The organism is Nocardioides pymetrozini (genome assembly GCF_046058985.1).
Lineage (GTDB): Bacteria > Actinomycetota > Actinomycetes > Propionibacteriales > Nocardioidaceae > Nocardioides.
Window position 1 is genome coordinate 1,528,221 of sequence record NZ_CP175556.1, and the last position, 16,504, is coordinate 1,544,724.

At 74.0% G+C, this 16,504-nt stretch carries 18 protein-coding genes; 8 read left to right on the plus strand and 10 right to left on the minus strand.

The window, feature by feature from the left end; translation table 11 throughout:
• Nucleotides 1-2: 2 nt before the first annotated feature.
• Nucleotides 3-1,289 carry a DUF58 domain-containing protein gene (locus tag ACJ5H2_RS07440; protein WP_408898935.1) on the plus strand — a complete coding sequence of 429 codons (1,287 nt, stop codon included), beginning with the start codon at nt 3-5 and terminating at the stop codon, nt 1,287-1,289.
• A complete protein-coding gene (locus ACJ5H2_RS07445) occupies nt 1,286-3,739 on the plus strand; it encodes a transglutaminase-like domain-containing protein (protein ID WP_408898936.1) in 2,454 nt (817 codons plus the stop codon). The genes ACJ5H2_RS07440 and ACJ5H2_RS07445 overlap by 4 nt, the downstream gene beginning before the upstream one ends.
• A gap of 114 nt (nt 3,740-3,853) precedes the next feature.
• Here the strand turns inward: ACJ5H2_RS07445 and ACJ5H2_RS07450 are convergent, their stop codons facing one another.
• Together ACJ5H2_RS07450 and ACJ5H2_RS07455 are read right to left on the minus strand one after the other, a co-directional pair.
• Nucleotides 3,854-4,285 (minus strand): CBS domain-containing protein, encoded by a 432-nt coding sequence (locus ACJ5H2_RS07450; RefSeq protein WP_408898937.1) that lies wholly within the window; start codon nt 4,283-4,285, stop codon nt 3,854-3,856.
• Nucleotides 4,286-4,295: 10 nt separating this feature from the next.
• A complete protein-coding gene (locus tag ACJ5H2_RS07455) occupies nt 4,296-5,204 on the minus strand; it encodes an inositol monophosphatase family protein (RefSeq protein ID WP_408898938.1) in 909 nt (302 codons plus the stop codon).
• 68 nt (nt 5,205-5,272) lie between these two features.
• Between ACJ5H2_RS07455 and ACJ5H2_RS07460 the strand changes: the two genes are divergently transcribed.
• A complete protein-coding gene (locus ACJ5H2_RS07460) occupies nt 5,273-5,719 on the plus strand; it encodes a DUF2231 domain-containing protein (protein ID WP_408898939.1) in 447 nt (148 codons plus the stop codon).
• Nucleotides 5,720-5,725: 6 nt separating this feature from the next.
• Here the strand turns inward: ACJ5H2_RS07460 and rsgA are convergent, their stop codons facing one another.
• From rsgA to ACJ5H2_RS07475, 3 genes are read right to left on the minus strand one after another with little or no spacing between them, the layout of a single operon-like run.
• Nucleotides 5,726-6,745: a ribosome small subunit-dependent GTPase A gene (rsgA, locus tag ACJ5H2_RS07465; RefSeq protein WP_408898940.1), complete on the minus strand. Its 1,020-nt coding sequence runs from the start codon at nt 6,743-6,745 to the stop codon at nt 5,726-5,728.
• 10 nt (nt 6,746-6,755) lie between these two features.
• Complete coding sequence (gene aroA / locus ACJ5H2_RS07470) at nt 6,756-8,054, minus strand: 3-phosphoshikimate 1-carboxyvinyltransferase (RefSeq protein ID WP_408898941.1); 1,299 nt, start codon at nt 8,052-8,054, stop codon at nt 6,756-6,758.
• Between the two features lie 13 nt (nt 8,055-8,067).
• Nucleotides 8,068-8,580, minus strand: coding sequence for a DoxX family protein (locus ACJ5H2_RS07475; protein ID WP_408898942.1), 513 nt, complete (start codon nt 8,578-8,580; stop codon nt 8,068-8,070).
• A 154-nt stretch (nt 8,581-8,734) separates the two neighbouring features.
• Between ACJ5H2_RS07475 and ACJ5H2_RS07480 the strand changes: the two genes are divergently transcribed.
• Genes ACJ5H2_RS07480 through rsrA form a run of 4 tightly spaced genes read left to right on the plus strand, consistent with a single transcriptional unit; the run spans nt 8,735 to nt 11,261 of the window.
• The gene (locus ACJ5H2_RS07480) at nt 8,735-9,529 is read left to right on the plus strand and encodes an SOS response-associated peptidase (protein ID WP_408898943.1); all 795 of its coding nucleotides are present in this window, start codon (nt 8,735-8,737) and stop codon (nt 9,527-9,529) included.
• Nucleotides 9,526-10,185, plus strand: coding sequence for an alpha/beta family hydrolase (locus ACJ5H2_RS07485; RefSeq protein WP_408898944.1), 660 nt, complete (start codon nt 9,526-9,528; stop codon nt 10,183-10,185). The genes ACJ5H2_RS07480 and ACJ5H2_RS07485 overlap by 4 nt, the downstream gene beginning before the upstream one ends.
• A 39-nt stretch (nt 10,186-10,224) precedes the next feature.
• Nucleotides 10,225-10,956 carry a sigma-70 family RNA polymerase sigma factor gene (locus ACJ5H2_RS07490; RefSeq protein WP_408898945.1) on the plus strand — a complete coding sequence of 244 codons (732 nt, stop codon included), beginning with the start codon at nt 10,225-10,227 and terminating at the stop codon, nt 10,954-10,956.
• Nucleotides 10,956-11,261 (plus strand): mycothiol system anti-sigma-R factor, encoded by a 306-nt coding sequence (rsrA, locus tag ACJ5H2_RS07495; RefSeq protein ID WP_408898946.1) that lies wholly within the window; start codon nt 10,956-10,958, stop codon nt 11,259-11,261. The genes ACJ5H2_RS07490 and rsrA overlap by 1 nt, the downstream gene beginning before the upstream one ends.
• Before the next feature lie 81 nt (nt 11,262-11,342).
• Here the strand turns inward: rsrA and ACJ5H2_RS07500 are convergent, their stop codons facing one another.
• The 4 genes from ACJ5H2_RS07500 to ACJ5H2_RS07515 form a co-directional block, all read right to left on the minus strand.
• The gene (locus tag ACJ5H2_RS07500; RefSeq protein WP_370249596.1) at nt 11,343-11,417 is read right to left on the minus strand and encodes a 50S ribosomal protein bL37; all 75 of its coding nucleotides are present in this window, start codon (nt 11,415-11,417) and stop codon (nt 11,343-11,345) included.
• Between the two features lie 47 nt (nt 11,418-11,464).
• Nucleotides 11,465-11,833 carry a thioesterase family protein gene (locus ACJ5H2_RS07505; protein ID WP_408898947.1) on the minus strand — a complete coding sequence of 123 codons (369 nt, stop codon included), beginning with the start codon at nt 11,831-11,833 and terminating at the stop codon, nt 11,465-11,467.
• A 30-nt stretch (nt 11,834-11,863) separates the two neighbouring features.
• Nucleotides 11,864-13,555 (minus strand): acetolactate synthase, encoded by a 1,692-nt coding sequence (locus ACJ5H2_RS07510; protein WP_408898948.1) that lies wholly within the window; start codon nt 13,553-13,555, stop codon nt 11,864-11,866.
• A gap of 210 nt (nt 13,556-13,765) precedes the next feature.
• On the minus strand, nt 13,766-14,623 hold the full coding sequence (locus tag ACJ5H2_RS07515; RefSeq protein WP_408898949.1) for a DUF2785 domain-containing protein: 858 nt from the start codon (nt 14,621-14,623) through the stop codon (nt 13,766-13,768).
• A gap of 118 nt (nt 14,624-14,741) precedes the next feature.
• On the opposite strand from ACJ5H2_RS07515, the gene ACJ5H2_RS07520 reads away from it, so the two are divergent.
• Nucleotides 14,742-16,220, plus strand: coding sequence for a sensor histidine kinase (locus tag ACJ5H2_RS07520; protein ID WP_408898950.1), 1,479 nt, complete (start codon nt 14,742-14,744; stop codon nt 16,218-16,220).
• Nucleotides 16,221-16,239: 19 nt separating this feature from the next.
• Here ACJ5H2_RS07520 and ACJ5H2_RS07525 read toward each other — a convergent pair whose 3' ends face one another.
• The gene (locus tag ACJ5H2_RS07525; protein WP_038678054.1) at nt 16,240-16,494 is read right to left on the minus strand and encodes a WhiB family transcriptional regulator; all 255 of its coding nucleotides are present in this window, start codon (nt 16,492-16,494) and stop codon (nt 16,240-16,242) included.
• Nucleotides 16,495-16,504 lie beyond the last annotated feature (10 nt).

Genomic DNA, 16,504 nt, shown 5'->3' on the forward strand with positions numbered 1-16,504 from the left:
CGATGAAGGGTCCCCGCTCCTGGGCGGCCGGCGTGCGCCGCTCGCTCTCCGACCTCTCCCGCCGCCGACAGGCGCTGGGCGGGCGGCTGCGCGACGGCATCGCCGAGCGGACGCAGCGGGTCCGCCGGGCCGTCGCGCCGGTCACGGGCACCGTCACGCCGGCGGGCTGGGTCGTGGCGGTGATGGCGGTCGCGCTCCTGGTCGCCGGGCCGATGCTGCACTGGCGCGAGCTGATCGTCGGCGGGATCTTCCTGGCGCTGCTGCTCCTCATCGCGGTGGTCTTCGTGGTCGGGCGCCTGCCGCTGCTGGCGCGCCTCGACCTGGCCCGCGACCGCGTCATCGTGGGGGAGCGGGCCAACGGCTATCTCACCGTCGCCAACCCGAGCGGACGCCGATCGCGCAGCCTGGTCGTGGAGTTCCCCGTCGGCGCGGGCCGCACGGCCTTCGAGCTCCCCAGCCTGGCTCCGGGTGCCGAGCACGAGGAGCTCTTCGCGGTGCCGACGGCGCACCGCGCGGTCCTCGACGTCGGGCCCGTGACCGCCGTCCGGGCGGACCCGCTCGGACTGCTGCGCCGCGAGCGCCATCTCAGCGAGATGGACACCCTCTACGTCCACCCCAAGACCCTGCGCGTCGAAGGCTCGGCCGCCGGCCTGGTCCGCGACCTCGAGGGCCGCACGGTGCCGAAGGTCTCCGACAACGACGTCTCCTTCCACGCCCTGCGCGGCTACGTCGCCGGTGACGACCGCCGTCACATCCACTGGAAGTCGAGCGCGAAGACCGGCACCCTCATGGTCCGTCAGTTCGAGGAGACCCGCCGCTCCCACCTGCTGACGATGGTCAGCTCGCGGCTCGAGGACTACGCCAGCGACGACGAGTTCGAGCTGGCCATCTCCATCGCGGGCTCGCTGGGCACCCAGGCCCTCGCCGACGGCCAGCAGCTCAGCGCGGTCGCGTCGCACGCCTCGCTGCCCTCGGCCAGCGCGCAGCGCTTCCTCGACGGCCTGTCGGGGCTGACCTACGACTGGCAGGCGCGGCACCTCGTCGACGTCGCCCGCTATCTCAGCGTCGACGAGCTCGCCGCGAGCGTCATGGTGCTGTGCATCGGCTCGGGGGTGAGCATCACCGAGCTGCGCCGGGCGCGGCAGTTCCTGCCCGTCGACACGCGGGTGATCGCGGTGCGCTGCCTGGTCGGGAACGACCCTTCGGTGCGCTGGCTCGGCGACCTCGGCGTCGCGACGGTCGGCCGGCTCGAGGAGCTCGGCGTCGCCGTACGGCGGGTGTCCGCATGACGTCGCAGCACCCGCCCCCGCCGCCTCCGCCGAGCGCGCCCCCGGTCCGCTCGGCCAGCCGGAGCGCCCCGGTCCTGATCGTCCCCGAGCGCCGCCGCGGCCGTGGCTCGCTCCCGCCGTGGTGGCTGGCCCTGGTCGACGCGGCGCTCATCGTGGTGCTCGGCGCGCTGTGCGCCTGGCCGCTCGGCCAGGCCTACACCGGGGACCGGTGGCTCGTGGCCGTCGTCACCGGGCTCGTCCTCGGCGTCGCCGTCGGCTGGCTCGGCGCCCGCTGGCGGTGGGGACCGTGGCTGACGGCGCTGGCCGCGGTGGCGGGCTATCTCGCGGTCGGCTCCGCGGTCGCCGTGCCCAACCGCACCGCCAACGGCTTCGTGCCCACGGCCGACTCGTTGCGCGACCTGGTGGTCGGCCTGGTGCGCGCCTGGCGCGAGTCGCTCACCCTGCCGGTGCCGCTGGGCGAGAACGGCATCGTCCTGCTGGTGCCGCTCGTCACGGGGCTGGTCGGCGGCCTCGTCGCCGCCGTCCTGCTGTGGCGGTCGCGGTGGCCCGGCCTCGCCGGCCTCGTGCTCGGCCTGGTCCTGGTCCTCGCCTCGGCCTTCGGCGACGTCGCGGCTCCGGCCGCGCTCACCCGCGGCCTGGCGGTCGCGGTCGTCGGCGTGGTGTGGCTGCGCTGGCGGTCGATGCGTGACGTCCGGGCCCGCTGGGGGCGTCGGGTCCTGTCGACGCTGGCCGTGATCGGCGTGGCCGGCGCCGCGGCGACGGGTCTGGCGGCGACCGCGGACCCCGACGCCAACCGGGTCGTGCTGCGCGACCACGTGGACCCGCCGTTCGACCCACGCGACTACCCGAGCCCGCTCGCGAAGTTCCGCGCCTACAAGAAGGAGCCGCTGCGCACCGGCACCTCCCTGTTCACGGTCGACGGCCTGGAGAGCGGCACCCTCGTGCGGCTCGCGGTCATGGACAGCTACGACGGGGTCGTCTGGAACGTCTCCGGCGGACCGGGGTCGGCGCACGACTCGGGGACCTTCCGGCGGCTGCGCAGCGACCCGGACGCCAACGCCAAGGCGAGCGTGCACGGCCGGATCACCGTCAACGACTACACCGGCGTCTGGGTGCCCAGCGTCGGCGACACCTTGGCGATGACGCCCATCAAGGACGGCCGCACCGACGGCGAGGCCGTCGGCGAGCTCGTCATCAACCGGCAGACCGGCACGGTCGCGCAGATCGGGGGCGTCGAGCGGGGGACCACCTTCGAGATCGAGGCGACCCCTCCGCCCAGCCTGGTCGACGAGGAGATCGCGCTGCTCAACGCCGACAACTCGGTGTCCCTGCCGCCGCCGGCCATCGTCCCCGAGGAGCTGGTGGACCGGGTCCAGCGCTGGCAGACCGAGGACGGCTTCAGCGGAGGCACCGACGGCCTGCTGGCGCAGTTCCTGCGCGATGCCTTCCGTGAGCACGGCTTCTACTCCGACGGCATCGACGACGACGTCCCCGCGGGACACGGCGCGGCACGCCTCGCGGTCCTCACCAAGACCGCGACGCCCGTCGGCAACGCCGAGCAGTACGCCGCGGCGATGGCGCTCGTGGGCCAGCGGATGGGCCTGCCCATCCGGGTCGTGATCGGCTTCAAGGTGCCGCCCGGTGGCGGCGAGGTCCGCGGGGAGAACGTCTCGGCCTGGACCGAGGTCAAGCTCGAGGGCGCCGGCTGGGTGCCCCTGGACCCGACCCCGCCCGAGGACCAGAAGCTGCGGCGTCCCAACGACGACCCCAACGAGGACCCGCAGCCGCAGGTCCTGCAGCCGCCGCGCGTGCCCGGCGAGCCCAAGGAGGCCACCGACAACCTCCAGCAGGGCGACGGCCACCGCAAGGAGCTCGACATCCTCGCGGTGCTCGGCACGATCCTCGGCGTCGCTCTCGACGTCGCGAAGGTCGCGCTCCTCCTCTCGCCACTGTGGGGTGTGCTGCTCTACAAGTTCCTGCGCCGCCGCCGGCGCCGCCGGGCGGACGACGCGACCGTGCGGATGACCGGCGCCTGGCGGGAGCTCGCGGACCGGATGCGGGACCTCGGCGTACGGCCGGCGCCCGGCGCCACCCGCCGCGAGAGCGCCTACGCCGCGGCGGAGCGCTACGACGCGGTGCCTGTCGTCACGCTGGCCCACACTGCGGACCGTCATGTGTACGGCGCCGTGGAGCCCAGTCTCGAGGAGGCCCGTGCCTACTGGGCCGACGTCGACACCGCGTTGCGCCGGATCCGCAAGGCGACGCCGTGGTGGCGCCGGGTGCTCGCCCGGTTCTCCCTGGCGTCGGTGCCGTGGCGTGCTGGCGTGGACCGGGTCCGCGGCGCGTTCGCTCGGCTGGGACGTGCGCTGGTCGGGCGCGGCCCCATCGCGTGGGTGCGCCGCGGGATGCACAACCTGGTCGCCCGGGCCAGGCGCCTGCTCCGCCGCTGACCCACCCGGCGCGAACGTGCCTGAGTTGCACCCCGACCCGGCAGAAAATGGCACCACGAACGCCAGCCTCTGCCGGGTCGGCGTCGCCCGGGCGCCCGTTGCTGCCGGGTGGCGTCAGGACTGGTGCACGTACGAGTCGAGCTGGTCGCGCTCGAACTGCAGCTGGTCGATCTTGTGCTTGACGAGGTCGCCGATGCTCACGATCCCCACGACCTGGTCGCCCTCGACGGCGGGGATGTGGCGGAAGCGGCGCTCCGTCATCACCTGCAGCACCTGGTCGAGGTCGTCGGCGGGGGAGCAGGTGCTCACCTCGGAGGTCATGATCGCCGAGACGACGTTGTTGATGACCGTCCCGTCGCTGTGCAGGCGGCGTACGACGTCCCGCTCCGACACGATCCCGTCGAGCGAGCTGCCGTCCGTGCTGACCACGACGGCGCCGATGTTGTGCTCGGCCAGGGTGGCGAGCAGCTCGCGCACCCCCGCCTCGGGACTGATGGTGACCACGTCGCGGAGCGACTTCGACTGGAGCACGTCAGCGATGCGCATGTGACGCAGGTTACTCTGCGCCGTCCTCGTCGTCACGGCGCTCGTCCGCGGAGCGGTGCCGGCGCGAGCGCAGGTCCGACACGCTGCCGGGGCCGGTGCGGGGCCAGTCCGGGTCGTCGTCGCTGTCCGGGACGCCGCCCAGATAGGACAGCGCCGCCTCGTGGAGATGCCCGTTGCTGGCCAGCGCGTTCCCGCCCCACGGACCGTCGCGGCCCTCGAGCGAGGTGAACCGGCCACCGGCCTCGCGCACGATGACGTCGAGCGCCGCCATGTCGTAGACCTCGAGCTCGGGCTCGGCCGCCAGGTCGACGGCGCCCTCGGCCAGCAGGACATAGGACCAGAAGTCACCGTACGCGCGGGTCCGCCAGACCCGGCGCATGAGGGCGAGCACGTCCTCGCCGAGCCCGCGGTCCTCCCATCCGCCGAGCGAGGCGTAGGAGAAGGACGCGTCCTCCAGGCGGCGTACGTCGGAGACCCGGCACGGGGTCGCCTTCATCAGCGACCGCCCGGTCCAGGCCCCCTGGCCGGCCGAGGCCCACCACCGCCGCTGCAGCGCGGGCGCGGACACGACGCCGAGCACGACCTCGTCGTCGACGACGAGGGAGATCAGCGTCGCCCAGACCGGCACGCCGCGGACGAAGTTCTTGGTGCCGTCGATCGGGTCGACGATCCAGCGCCGTTGCGAGTGCCCGGAGGTGCCCTGCTCCTCGCCGGTGACGGCGTCGCGGCTCCGCGCCCGCGAGAGGGTACGGCGGATCGACTCCTCGACGGCCTGGTCGGCGTCGGTCACCGGCGTGAGGTCCGGCTTGCTCATGACGTGCAGGTCGAGCGCCTTGAACCGCGCCTGGGTCAGCGAGTCGGCGTCGTCGGCCAGCAGATGGGCCAGGCGCAGGTCGTCGGTGTAGTCGGGGGCTGCCACAGGGGGAGCCTAGTGGTCGCCGTCACCGGGGTCTGGCCGAGGTTGACGCGGTAGTGCACGATTCAACCATGGAGATCGACGGCATCCCGCTGCATCCGCTCGTGGTCCACGCCGCGGTGGTGCTGACGCCGCTGGCCGCCCTGCTCGCCCTCGCCTCCCTCGTGCCGTCGTGGCGCGAGCGGCTGCGGTGGCCGGCACTGGTCGGCGCGTTGGTCGCCGTGGGCGCCGTGGTGGCCGCCTACCTGTCCGGCGGCGACTTCCGGGACTCCGACCGCTTCGCCACCGCCTCCGGTGAGTTCGCGGAGAAGCTGCAGACGCACGAGGACCTCGGCGGCTACCTGCTGTGGTGGACGATCGCCTTCGGCGTCGTCGTGCTGGTCTCCGCGGTGCTGAACCCGGCCAAGGCCGCGGTGCGGTGGCTGCTCGGTGCACTCGTGGCGGTCGCGGCCGTCGCGGTGATCGTGATCGTCGTGGTCACCGGGCACTCGGGCGCCGACGCGGTGTGGGGCGCCTAGGGTGCGTCAGTAGTCGGTCACCGACCGGGCCGCCAGCAGGCGCCGGAAGGACGCGACCCGCTCCGGGTCCGCCGCTCCGGAGGCGACCGCCTCGTCCAGACCGCACTCCGGCTCGTCCTCCCCGTGGGTGCATCCTCGAGGGCAGTCCTCGGTCATCTCGTCGAGGTCGGGGAAGGCCTCGATGAGGTGCTCGGGCTGCACGTGCGCCAGCCCGAAGGACCGGATCCCGGGGGTGTCCACGATCCAGCCACCGTCGCCCCAGCCGGGGAGCGCCAGCAGCACCGCGGACGTCGAGGTGTGCCGTCCGCGCCCGGTCACCGCGTTGACGTGCCCCGTCTCCCGGCGCGCATCCGGCACGAGCGCGTTGACCAGGGTCGACTTGCCGACGCCGCTGTGCCCGACGAGCACGCTCACCTGGCCGGCGAGGCGCTCGCGGACCTCCTCGAGGCCGAGGATCGAGCGGTCGGGGCCGCGCCGGGTGACCACCCACGGCACCCCGAGTGAGCGGTACGTCGACAGCAGCACCTCGGGATCAGCGAGGTCGGACTTGGTCAGGCAGAGCAGGGGCGCCAGTCCGGCGTCGTACGCGGCGACGAGGGCACGGTCGATCAGCCGGGGGCGCGGCTCGGGGTCGGTCAGGGCGGTGACGACGACCAGCTGGGTGGCGTTGGCAACGACGACCCGCTCGACCGGGTCGTCGTCGTCCGCGGTGCGCCGCAGCACGGTGGCGCGCGGGGTGACCTCGACGATCCGCGCGAGGGAGCCGTCCGCGCCGGAGACGTCGCCGACGACCCGGACCCGGTCGCCGACGACGACGCCCTTGCGCCCCAGGGGGCGCGCCTTCATCGCCATCACCACCCGGCTCTCGGACCCCGCGCCGACCAGCAGCGTGAAGCGGCCTCGGTCGACCGTGACGACGACGCCGTCGACGGCGTCGTCGTGGGCGGGGCGCTCCTTGGTGCGGGGACGGGTACGGCGGCGCGGACGGTCGTAGTGCTCGACGTCGTGCTCGTCGTACCGGGGCATCGGTGGCGCCTCAGAACAGCCCGGACCAGAAGCCCGCGAAGTCGGGGAAGGTCTTGCCCGTGGTGGCGACGTCCTCGACGAGGACGCCGGGCACCGCGGCGCCGATGATGACGCCGGCGTGCGCCATCCGATGGTCGGCGTAGGTGTGGAACACCCCTCCGCTCAGGGCCGCGGGGCGCAGGGAGAGGCCGTCGGGGTGCTCGACCACGTCGGCTCCCAGCCCACCGAGCTCCGCCGCGAGGGCGGCGAGCCGGTCGGTCTCGTGGCCGCGGATGTGGGCGATCCCGGTCAGCCGAGACGGGGAGCCGGCCAGGGCGCACAGCGCGGCGACGGCGGGGGCGAGCTCGCCGACGTCGTGCAGGTCGACCTCGAGGCCCTGCAGACCGCGCCAGCCGTCGGCCGGTCCGGTGACCCGCAGCCCCGTGGGGACGCGCTCGACCGTGCAGCCCATCCGGGCGAGCAGGTCGCGCAGTGCGTCGCCCGCCTGGGTGGTCGAGGTCGGCCAGTCCCGCACGACCACCGAGCCGCCGGAGACCGCGGCGAGGGCCAGGAAGGGCGCAGCATTGGACAGGTCCGGCTCGATCGTCTCGTCGCGGGCCTCGACCTGTCCGGGCGCCACGGCCCAGCGGTCGGGCTCGCCGTCGTCGACCGCGACGCCGCGGTCGCGCAGCATCGCGATCGTCATCTCGATGTGGGGCAGCGACGGGATCGGCTCACCCTCGTGGCGCACCTCGATCCCGGTCTCGAAGCGCGCGCCCGCGAGGAGGAGGGCCGAGACGAACTGCGACGACGCGGAGGCGTCGATCACCACGGTGCCCCCCGCGACCGCGCCGGTGCCGTGGACGGTGAAGGGCAGGGCGCCATCGGTGTCGTCGACGGCGACGCCAAGGGTGCGCAGCGCGGTGAGGATCTCGCCGACCGGCCTCTTGCGCATGTGCGGGTCGCCGTCGAAGGCGACCGCGCCGCGCACCAGCCCCGCGGCCGGCGGCACGAACCGCATGACCGTGCCGGCCAGTCCGCAGTCCACCTCGGCCCGGCCGGAGGGGAGCGCGCCGCCGAGCGGCGACACCGTCCAGTCCTCCGTCGCGGTGTCCACGGTCGCACCGAGCGCGGTCAGGGCCCGCGCCATCAGCAGCGTGTCGCGCGAGCGCAGCGCGCGGCGTACGACGGACGGCCCGTCGGCCAGCGCGGCCAGCACCAGCGCGCGGTTGGTGAGCGACTTGCTGCCCGGCAGGGTCACCGTCGCGTCGAGCGGCCCGGTCGTGGTCGGGGCGGGCCAGAGGTCGGCATGCGCGGCAGGAGTCGTCATCTCCCGCGTGAGTCTAGTGAACCCGCGCCTTCACCTTCGCCCCCACCAGGGCGGCCTCGCGACGGGCGTCGTGGGTCGCGTGCTTGGCACGCCAGGCCACCCCCGGCTTGCCGGCGGTGTCCAGGGACGCGATCAGCAGACCGCCCGCCAGGGCGGCGTTCTTCACGAAGTGGGTGAGCTGCTCGCGCCGCTGGTCCTTGTCGGTGGTCTCCCAGAACCGGTACCGCGCCGCGGTCGACGGCACCAGGGTCGCGCCGAGCACCGCCGCGGACAGCCGCGGGAGCCGGCCGGTGGCCAGGGCCAGCCCGGCCGCCACCTGGAGGGCGCCGCTCGCGCGCACCCACAGGACGGGGTCGCGGGGGACCGAGACGCTCTCGGGGGTGGCGTTGTCGAGCACGGGCGCGACGGCCTCGGTGACGGGTGCCGCCTGCTGCGCGAGTGCCGGGGCGTCCTTGAGGTCCTGGGCGCCGTTGGCGAGGAAGTACGACGCCAGCAGCGGTCGGGCGATCAGTCTGCTCAGTGCCATGGTCGGGTGGTACCCGGGCGGGGTGCGGGCAGACGCGGGCGGGGGCTGTAACTATCTGTTCGTGTCACTGGCGTACCGGTCTACGGGTCAGGTAGCGACACGAACAGATAGCTACAGGTCCGCCGCCCGCGCGCCTGGCCGCTACATTGACCGCATGTGCGGGCGCTATGCCTCCAGCCGGAGCCCGGAGGACCTTGCCGAGGAGTTCGAGGTGCTCGACCCGCGCCTCGAGCGGGCCATCCCGCCGTCGTGGAACGTCGCGCCGACCGACGAGGTGTACGCCGTGATGGAGCGCGCGCCACGCGACGAGGACGGCCGTCGCGCCGAGGAGCCGGTCCGCCAGCTCCGCGCTCTGCGCTGGGGCCTGGTGCCCTCGTGGGCCAAGGACGCCAGCATCGGGAGCCGGATGATCAACGCCCGGATGGAGACGGTCGCCGAGAAGCCCGCCTTCCGCCGCGCGTTCGCGGCCCGTCGCTGCATCGTGCCGGCGGACGGCTACTTCGAGTGGTACGAGACGCAGCGCCGCACGGCGAAGGGCAAGCCGGTCAAGCAGCCCTTCTTCATCACGTCCGGTGACGGGTCCAGCCTCGCCATGGCCGGGCTGTACGAGATCTGGCGCGACCCCGCGAAGCCGGAGGACGCCGCGGACCGGTTCCGCTGGACCTGCACGATCCTCACCACGGAGGCCACCGACGACCTCGGGCGCATCCACGACCGGATGCCCCTGCTCGTCGAGCCCGAGCGACGCGCGGAGTGGCTCGACCCGCGCACGCCCGCCGACGACCTGCCGGGCCTTCTCGGCCTGCTCCGGCCCGCGCAGCAGACCGGCCTCGCGGCGTACCCCGTCTCGACGGCGGTGGGCAATGTCGCCAACAACGGTCCCGAGCTGGTCGAGCCGATCCCGCTCGACGGCGACGACGACGGCGACCCCCAGGGGACGCTGCTGTGAGCGCAGCGGGCGCCGAGCGCCTGGTCGCGACCGAGTACGGCGAGGGGCGGCTCGTGGTCCGCCGGGCACGGTCGCCGCTGGCGACCCTGCTGCTCAGCCACGGCGCCGGAGGCGGCATCGAGGCCCGCGACCTCGAGGCGCTCGCCGCGGAGCTGCCCGCGCAGGGGATCAGCGTCGCCCGGTTCGAGCAGCCGTGGCGTCGCGCCGGGCGCAAGGTCGCCGGCCCGCCGGCGAGCCTCGACGGGGGCCTGCGGGCGGCCGCCGCGGCGCTGCGCGTGCGCAGCCCGCTGGTCGTCGGAGGCCGCTCGGCCGGCGCCCGTTCCGCGTGCCGCACCGCGAGCGCGCTCGGTGCGGCCGGCTGCCTCGCGCTCTCCTTCCCGCTGCACCCGCCCGGCCGGCCCGAGCGCTCGCGGCTCGCCGAGCTCGCCGGTGCCGGCGTGCCGACCCTGGTCGTGCAGGGGGAGCGGGACCCGTTCGGCCGCCCCGAGGAGTTCCCCGACCCCCTTCCCGGGCGGACCGACCTCGCGGTCGTCCCGGGAGCCGACCACGGCCTCGCCGTCCCCAAGCGTGGCGAGCTGAGCCAGGACGAGGCGCTGGGCATCGTCGTCGAGTCGACCCTGGAGTGGATCGTGCGCGAGGTCGCCGGCGCGGGCTGAGCCCGGGAATGCCGGTCGCGCGGAGGGTGTTCTGCCTCCATGATCGCGACGCTGGAGCGCCCGACCCGAGCGGGCATCGTAGGCTGGGACGCGATGACCGAGACTTCCGATCTTTCGTCCCTCGACGCCGAGACCTCCCCCGAGGAGGACCTGCTCGCCGTCGACCCCGTCGACGTCGCTTCGGAGACCCCCGAGGAGCGGGCCGCGCGCTTCGAGCGTGACGCGCTGCCGTTCCTCGACCAGCTGTACGGCGCGGCGATGCGGATGACCCGCAACCCGGCCGACGCCGAGGACCTGGTCCAGGAGACCTTCGCCAAGGCGTACTCCGCATTCCACCAGTTCCGGCCGGGCACCAACCTCAAGGCCTGGCTGTACCGGATCCTGACCAACACCTTCATCAACTCCTACCGCAAGAAGCAGCGCCAGCCGCAGCAGGCCCTCGCCGGCGACACGGGGGACGTCGAGGACTGGCAGCTGGCACGCGCGGAGTCGCACACCGCCGGCGGGCTGAAGTCGGCCGAGATGGAGGCTCTTGAGCACCTTCCCGACAGCCAGGTGAAGGAGGCACTGCAGCGGCTCCCCGAGGAGTTCCGGCTCGCGGTCTACCTCGCCGACGTCGAGGGCTTCGCCTACAAGGAGATCGCCGAGATCATGGACACCCCGATCGGGACGGTCATGTCCCGCCTCCACCGCGGTCGGCGCCAGCTGCGCGACATGCTCTCCGACTACGTCCGCACCGGCGGCGACGCCCCGCTCGAGGGAGACAAGTGATGGCCGAGCACCGCGACGGCGCCGGGCACGACCACGTCCACGTCTCCGACGACCCCAGCAACGCCGAGTGTGCCGACTTCCTCGAGCGCATCGTCCGGCTGATCGACAACGAGCTCGAGGCCGGCGACTGCGCCGTCGTCCGGGCCCACATCGACTCCTGCAGCCCGTGTCTGGAGCGCTACGACCTCCAGCGGACGGTGAAGGCCGTCGTCGCGCGCTCGTGCGGTGAGACCGCTCCTGTCGAGCTGCGCGAGCGGGTCCGCATCCAGATCCAGCAGATCCAGGTGCAGATCACCGAGGGCTGAGGGCCGTCTCCGGCGCGGCCGCGCCCGGAAAGACCGAACCCCCGGACCACGGGGGTCTCGGGGGTTCGTCGGTGCCTGCGCTCAGCTGTTGGGGCGCTTGCCGTGGTTCGCGCCCTTCTTGCGGCGCGCGCGGCGCTTGCGGCCGGTCTTGCCCATGGTTCCTCCTGAAGTCGTGAATCGGCCCATTCTCTCAGCCGACCGGGTCAGCCCGAAATCCGGGCCATGAACCGGGCGGCGTCGACGACCACGCGGGTCACCTCGCCGGACCCCACGAGCCTGCCGGGGCGGTCGTCGGGCCCGACCTCGCGCGCGGCGACGGCGTAGCGGCGCAGGCGGCCGTCGGCGTACACCTGCCGGGCGGTGACCTCGACCGTGCCACCGACCGCGGTGGCGGCCAGGTGCTCCAGCTCGACCCGGGTGCCGACGCTGGTCTGCCCCTCGGCGAGCTCGTCCTCGACCGCCGCACAGGTGGCCGCCTCGCACCACGCGAGCAGCCGCGGCGTGCCCAGGACGGGCAGGCTCCCGGAGCCCACGGCGAGGGCGGTGTCGGCCTCGGTCACGGTGAACCTCATGGCGTCAGGCTCCTCGGATGGTCGGCGACATCAGATGCCGAAGGTGCTGCGGGGGTACGCGGCGTCCACGTCGGTGATCACGTTGACGAGGTACGGCGCGTCCGCGGCGAACGCCCGGTCGAGGGCCGGCCCGATCCCGCGGGGGTCGGTGATCGTCTCGCCCGCTCCGCCGAGGGCGGACACGACCTGGTCGTACGCCGTGCGGGGCGCCAGGTCCGCGGCGACGTCGTAGCCGTAGAGCATCTGCATCGGGCCCTTCTCCAGCCCCCACGCGGAGTTGTTGCCCATCACCATCACGACCGGCAGGCCGTGGCGGACGAGGGTGTCGACGTCCATGAGCGAGAACCCCGCGGCGCCGTCACCGAGCAGCAGCACGACCTGCGAGGAGGGCCGAGCGATCCGCGCCGCGACCGCCGCGCCGAGGCCGGCCCCCAGGCAGCCGTAGGGCCCGGGATCCAGCCAGCAGCCCGGGCGCCGGGGCTCGACGAACTTCCCGGCGAAGGACACGAAGTCGCCGCCGTCGCCGATCACCACCGCGTCGTCGGCCAGGCGAGGGACCAGCTCGCCGTAGATCCGCGCGGGGTGCACCGGGTCGGCCTCCGCGGCCAGCAGCTCGGCGTCCTTCGCGCTCGCGGCGGCGACCGTGTCCTGCAGGCGGGAGAGCCAGGCGGCGCGGTCCGGCTGGGCGGACCGCGCGAGCGCCTCGAGCAGCCCGTCCAGGACGCTGGTGAGGTCGCCGCTCACCGACGCGGCCAGGCTCGCGTGCCCGGAGAGCTGGCCGGGGGAGTCGGCGATGTGGACCACCGCCGCCGGCTCGGCACCCTCCTTGCCGCCGAACACGCCGTAGCCGAGCCGGAAGTCGAGGGGCGTGCCGACCACGACGACGAGGTCGGCTCCGTTGAGGGCGATCCCGCGCGCCTTGGTGACGAGCAGCGGGTGGCCACCGGGGACGACGCCGCGGCCCATGCCGTTGGTGATCGCCGGCAGCCGCATCTCCTCGACCAGCCGCAGCGCGGCCTCCTCGGCGTGGTCGGCCCACACGTCGGTGCCGAGCACGAGCACCGGGCGCTCGGCGGCGGCGAGAAGGGCGGCGATCCGTGCGATCGCGTCGCTGTCGGGCTCCGCACCGCGGAAGGAGCCGACCGAGGGTGCCGGACCGGTGCCGGCGTTGAAGAACTCGTCCATCGGGACGTCGACGTACGTCGGGCCGCGGTGCGAGGACCGCGCCTCGGTGAACGCCCGGTCGAACCCGGCCGCCACGTCGTCGGCGGTCATCAGCGTCGCCGCGTGCTTGGTCACCGGCGCGACGATCGGCAGGTGGTCGATCTCCTGCAGCGCGCCGGTGCCCCAGCGGTTGTTGGGGGCCCGGCCTCCCACGACCACCATCGGAGAGCCGGCGAAGCGCGCCTGCGCGAGCGCGCTGACCCCGTTGGTCACGCCGGGACCGGCCGTGAGCACGGCCAGCCCCGGCACCCGGGTGAGCTTGCCGGTCGCCTCCGCGGCGAAGGCCGCCGTCTGCTCGTGGCGGACGTCGACGAGGCGCACGGGCGTCCCGCCGTCCTGCTGCGAGCGCACCGCGCCGTCGTACATCGGGAACACGTGGGCCCCCGACAGGGTGAACATCGTCTCGACGCCGTGGGCGCGCGCCACGCTCGTCGCGATCTCGCCGGCGTGGCCGGTCAGCTGGCTGGGCTCGGGGATGCCGTCCGCGGTGGTGGTCACTCCCGCACCCTAGCCAGTCGGAGCCGGTGGGGCAGGTGGGCGCGGGGGCTGGTGCGCGGGCGGCGGATTCACCACGGGATGTAGGTGAGTCGTCGCTTCTGTAGCGGAACTCCGCAGGGGAAGCTCGGATCGGCCTACATCCCGTGGTGAATCCGCGCCGCGCCGCGCCGCGCCGCGCCGCGCCGCGCCCACGAGGTCGAAGCCGCCGGGTCAGCCGACGTCGTCGAGGAAGTACGGGTGCACCCGCCGCAGCGAGGCGACCAGCGCGAGCAGCAGGTCGGGCCGTACGGCGGGGTGACGGGGGGAGATCGTGAGCTGCAGGTAGAGCGCGCGCAGCACCGCCTGGGCGTTGCCGGTGGCGCGGTAGGGATCGCGCCCGCCGCGGGGCTTGGCCCGGGCGCCCTGCTCGAGGCGCACCACCCACGGCTCCAGGACGTTCAGGGGCACGCGGTCGCGACGGAGCACCTCCATCACCGCGTGCGCGATCCGGTCCGGCTCGCCGTGGACCAGCGGTGGGTTGTCCGAGTTGAGCACGCGGTCGGCGACGACGTCGAGGAGGACCGTCAGCTCCGTCATGCCGAAGTGGCGCGAGGCGGCCAGCGCGGCGATGGCGTCGGCGCCGTGGGCCGCGGCGTGCGCCCAGCCCTTGCCGGGCACGAAGCCCCGGAGGTCGCGCTCGCGGACGTACCACGCGGCGATCCGGTCCCCCCAGTGCAGCACCTTGCTCGGCGGGAGCCGCCGGATCCGGGTGTCGCGCTGGATGCACTCGGCGAGCAGGAGCACCGAGAAGCTGCGGCGGAAGACCGTGTCCGTGTCGCGCTCGCCGATGCCGGTGTTGAGGCCGGCGCACATGCCGTCCCCCAGCCCGGCCAGCAGGTCGTCGTACACGCCGTGCTCGATCCAGGTCGCGAGGAAGGAGTACGCCATCCCGTCGCGGACCTGGGGATCCGGGTCGCCCAGCATCTGGGTGAGCTGCGCGGTCAGGTCGCCGAGCGAGTGATCGGCCGGGGGTCGCCGTTCACCGTCGCGGAGGGCCTGCTGGAGGCGCGCCCAGTCCACCGACACCATCAACCCACACCCTCCGGAGCAGCCGAGCCTTGATCCCCCAGGGGTCCATCCTGCCAAACGACCTGAAGAGGCCCTGCGTCGGGAGTCCGCGGTGGTACGGCGGCGCTAGGTTGTGCCTGTGCCCTCCCTGTCCGCGATCGCCCGGCGTCACACCGACCTCGACGACGCGGACATCGCCTGGCTCCAGCTGATCCAGGCCGACTGGCAGGTCATCGCCGACCTCTCCTTCGCCGACCTGGTCCTGTGGCTGCCCGACCGGGGCGGGGCGGGGTTCTGGGCGGGTGACCAGATGCGCCCCACGACCGGCCCGACGGCGTACGTCGACGACATCGTCGGCAGCTTCGTCGCGGCCGGGCGCCGGATGCTGGTCGATGCGGCCTACGAGCTCGGCCGGATCGCCCGGGAGGGCGACCCCGAGTGGCGCGACGACGTGCCCGTGCGGGTCGAGGCGATCCCGGTGCGGCGGGAGGGACGGGTGATCGCGGTGATCAGCCGCAACACGAACCTGCTCGGCGTCCGTACGCCCAGCCTGCTCGAGATCAACTACCTCCAGGCCGCCACGGACCTGTCCCAGATGATCGCCGCCGGCCTGTTCCCGGCCACCGGACAGCGCAGCGACCATGCCGACTCCCCGCGGGTCGGCGACGGGTTCCTGCGCGTGGACGCCGAGGGCCGGGTCATCTACGCGAGCCCGAACGCGCTCTCGACCTATCGCAAGCTGGGCCTCACCGGCGACCTGACCGGCCACCGCCTGCCCGACCTGACCCGCGAGCTCGTGCCGCCCAAGAAGCGGCCCGATGAGGAGACTCTCAGCGCCGTCCTCGGCGGCCGTGCGCACCGCGACACCGAGCTGGGCGCCTCCGGCGGGCCCGGCGACGGTGCGGCGCTCATCGTGCGCGCGATCCCGCTGCGGCCCAAGGGGGAGCACATCGGGGCGATCATCCTGCTGCGCGATGTCACCGACCTGCGCCGCCGGGACCGCGAGCTGGTCACCAAGGACGCCACCATCCGCGAGATCCACCACCGGGTGAAGAACAACCTGCAGACGGTGGCCGCCCTCCTGCGCCTCCAGGCCCGCCGGATCGGCTCCCCGGAGGCCGCCTCCGCGCTGGAGGAGGCGGTACGCCGGGTCGGCTCGATCGCGATCGTGCACGAGACGCTGAGCCACGCGGTCGAGGAGGTCGTGCCGTTCGACGACATCGCCGACCGGCTGGCGCGCCTGGTGACCGACGTCGGCTCGACGACCGCGCAGGTCGGCGTCCGCCGGGAGGGGAGCTTCGGCGTCCTGGACTCCGAGGTCGCCACCCCGTTGGCGATGGTCGTCATGGAGCTGATGCAGAACGCCGCGGAGCACGGCTACGACGCCGGCGGCTCGGGTCAGATCGTGATCCGCGCCGAGCGGCACGGCGCCGTGCTCGACGTCGCCGTCGAGGACGACGGCCGGGGGCTGCCGGCGGACTTCGACCTCGACACGGCGACGAGCCTGGGCCTGTCCATCGTGCGGACGCTCGTCGAGTCCGAGCTCGGGGGCCACCTGACCCTGGGCCGTGCGCCCGACGGCGGCACCCGGGCGGGGATCAGCATCCCGGTGGAGTGACGCGCTCGCGCCCTTCCGATCAGACGGGGGTGCGGACGCGGGCCCGGGCGTTGCGGCGCTTGAGTGCGCGGCGCTCGTCCTCGCTCAGGCCTCCCCAGACACCGTGGTCCTGCCCCGCCTCGAGCGCCCACGCAAGGCACTGCTCGCGCACGTCGCAGCGTCGGCACACGGCCTTGGCCTCCTCGATCTGGAGGATGGCGGGGCCGGTGTTGCCGATCGGGAAGAACAGCTCCGGATCCTCGTCGAGGCATGCGGAACGGTGTCGCCAATCCATGGGTGGGGAT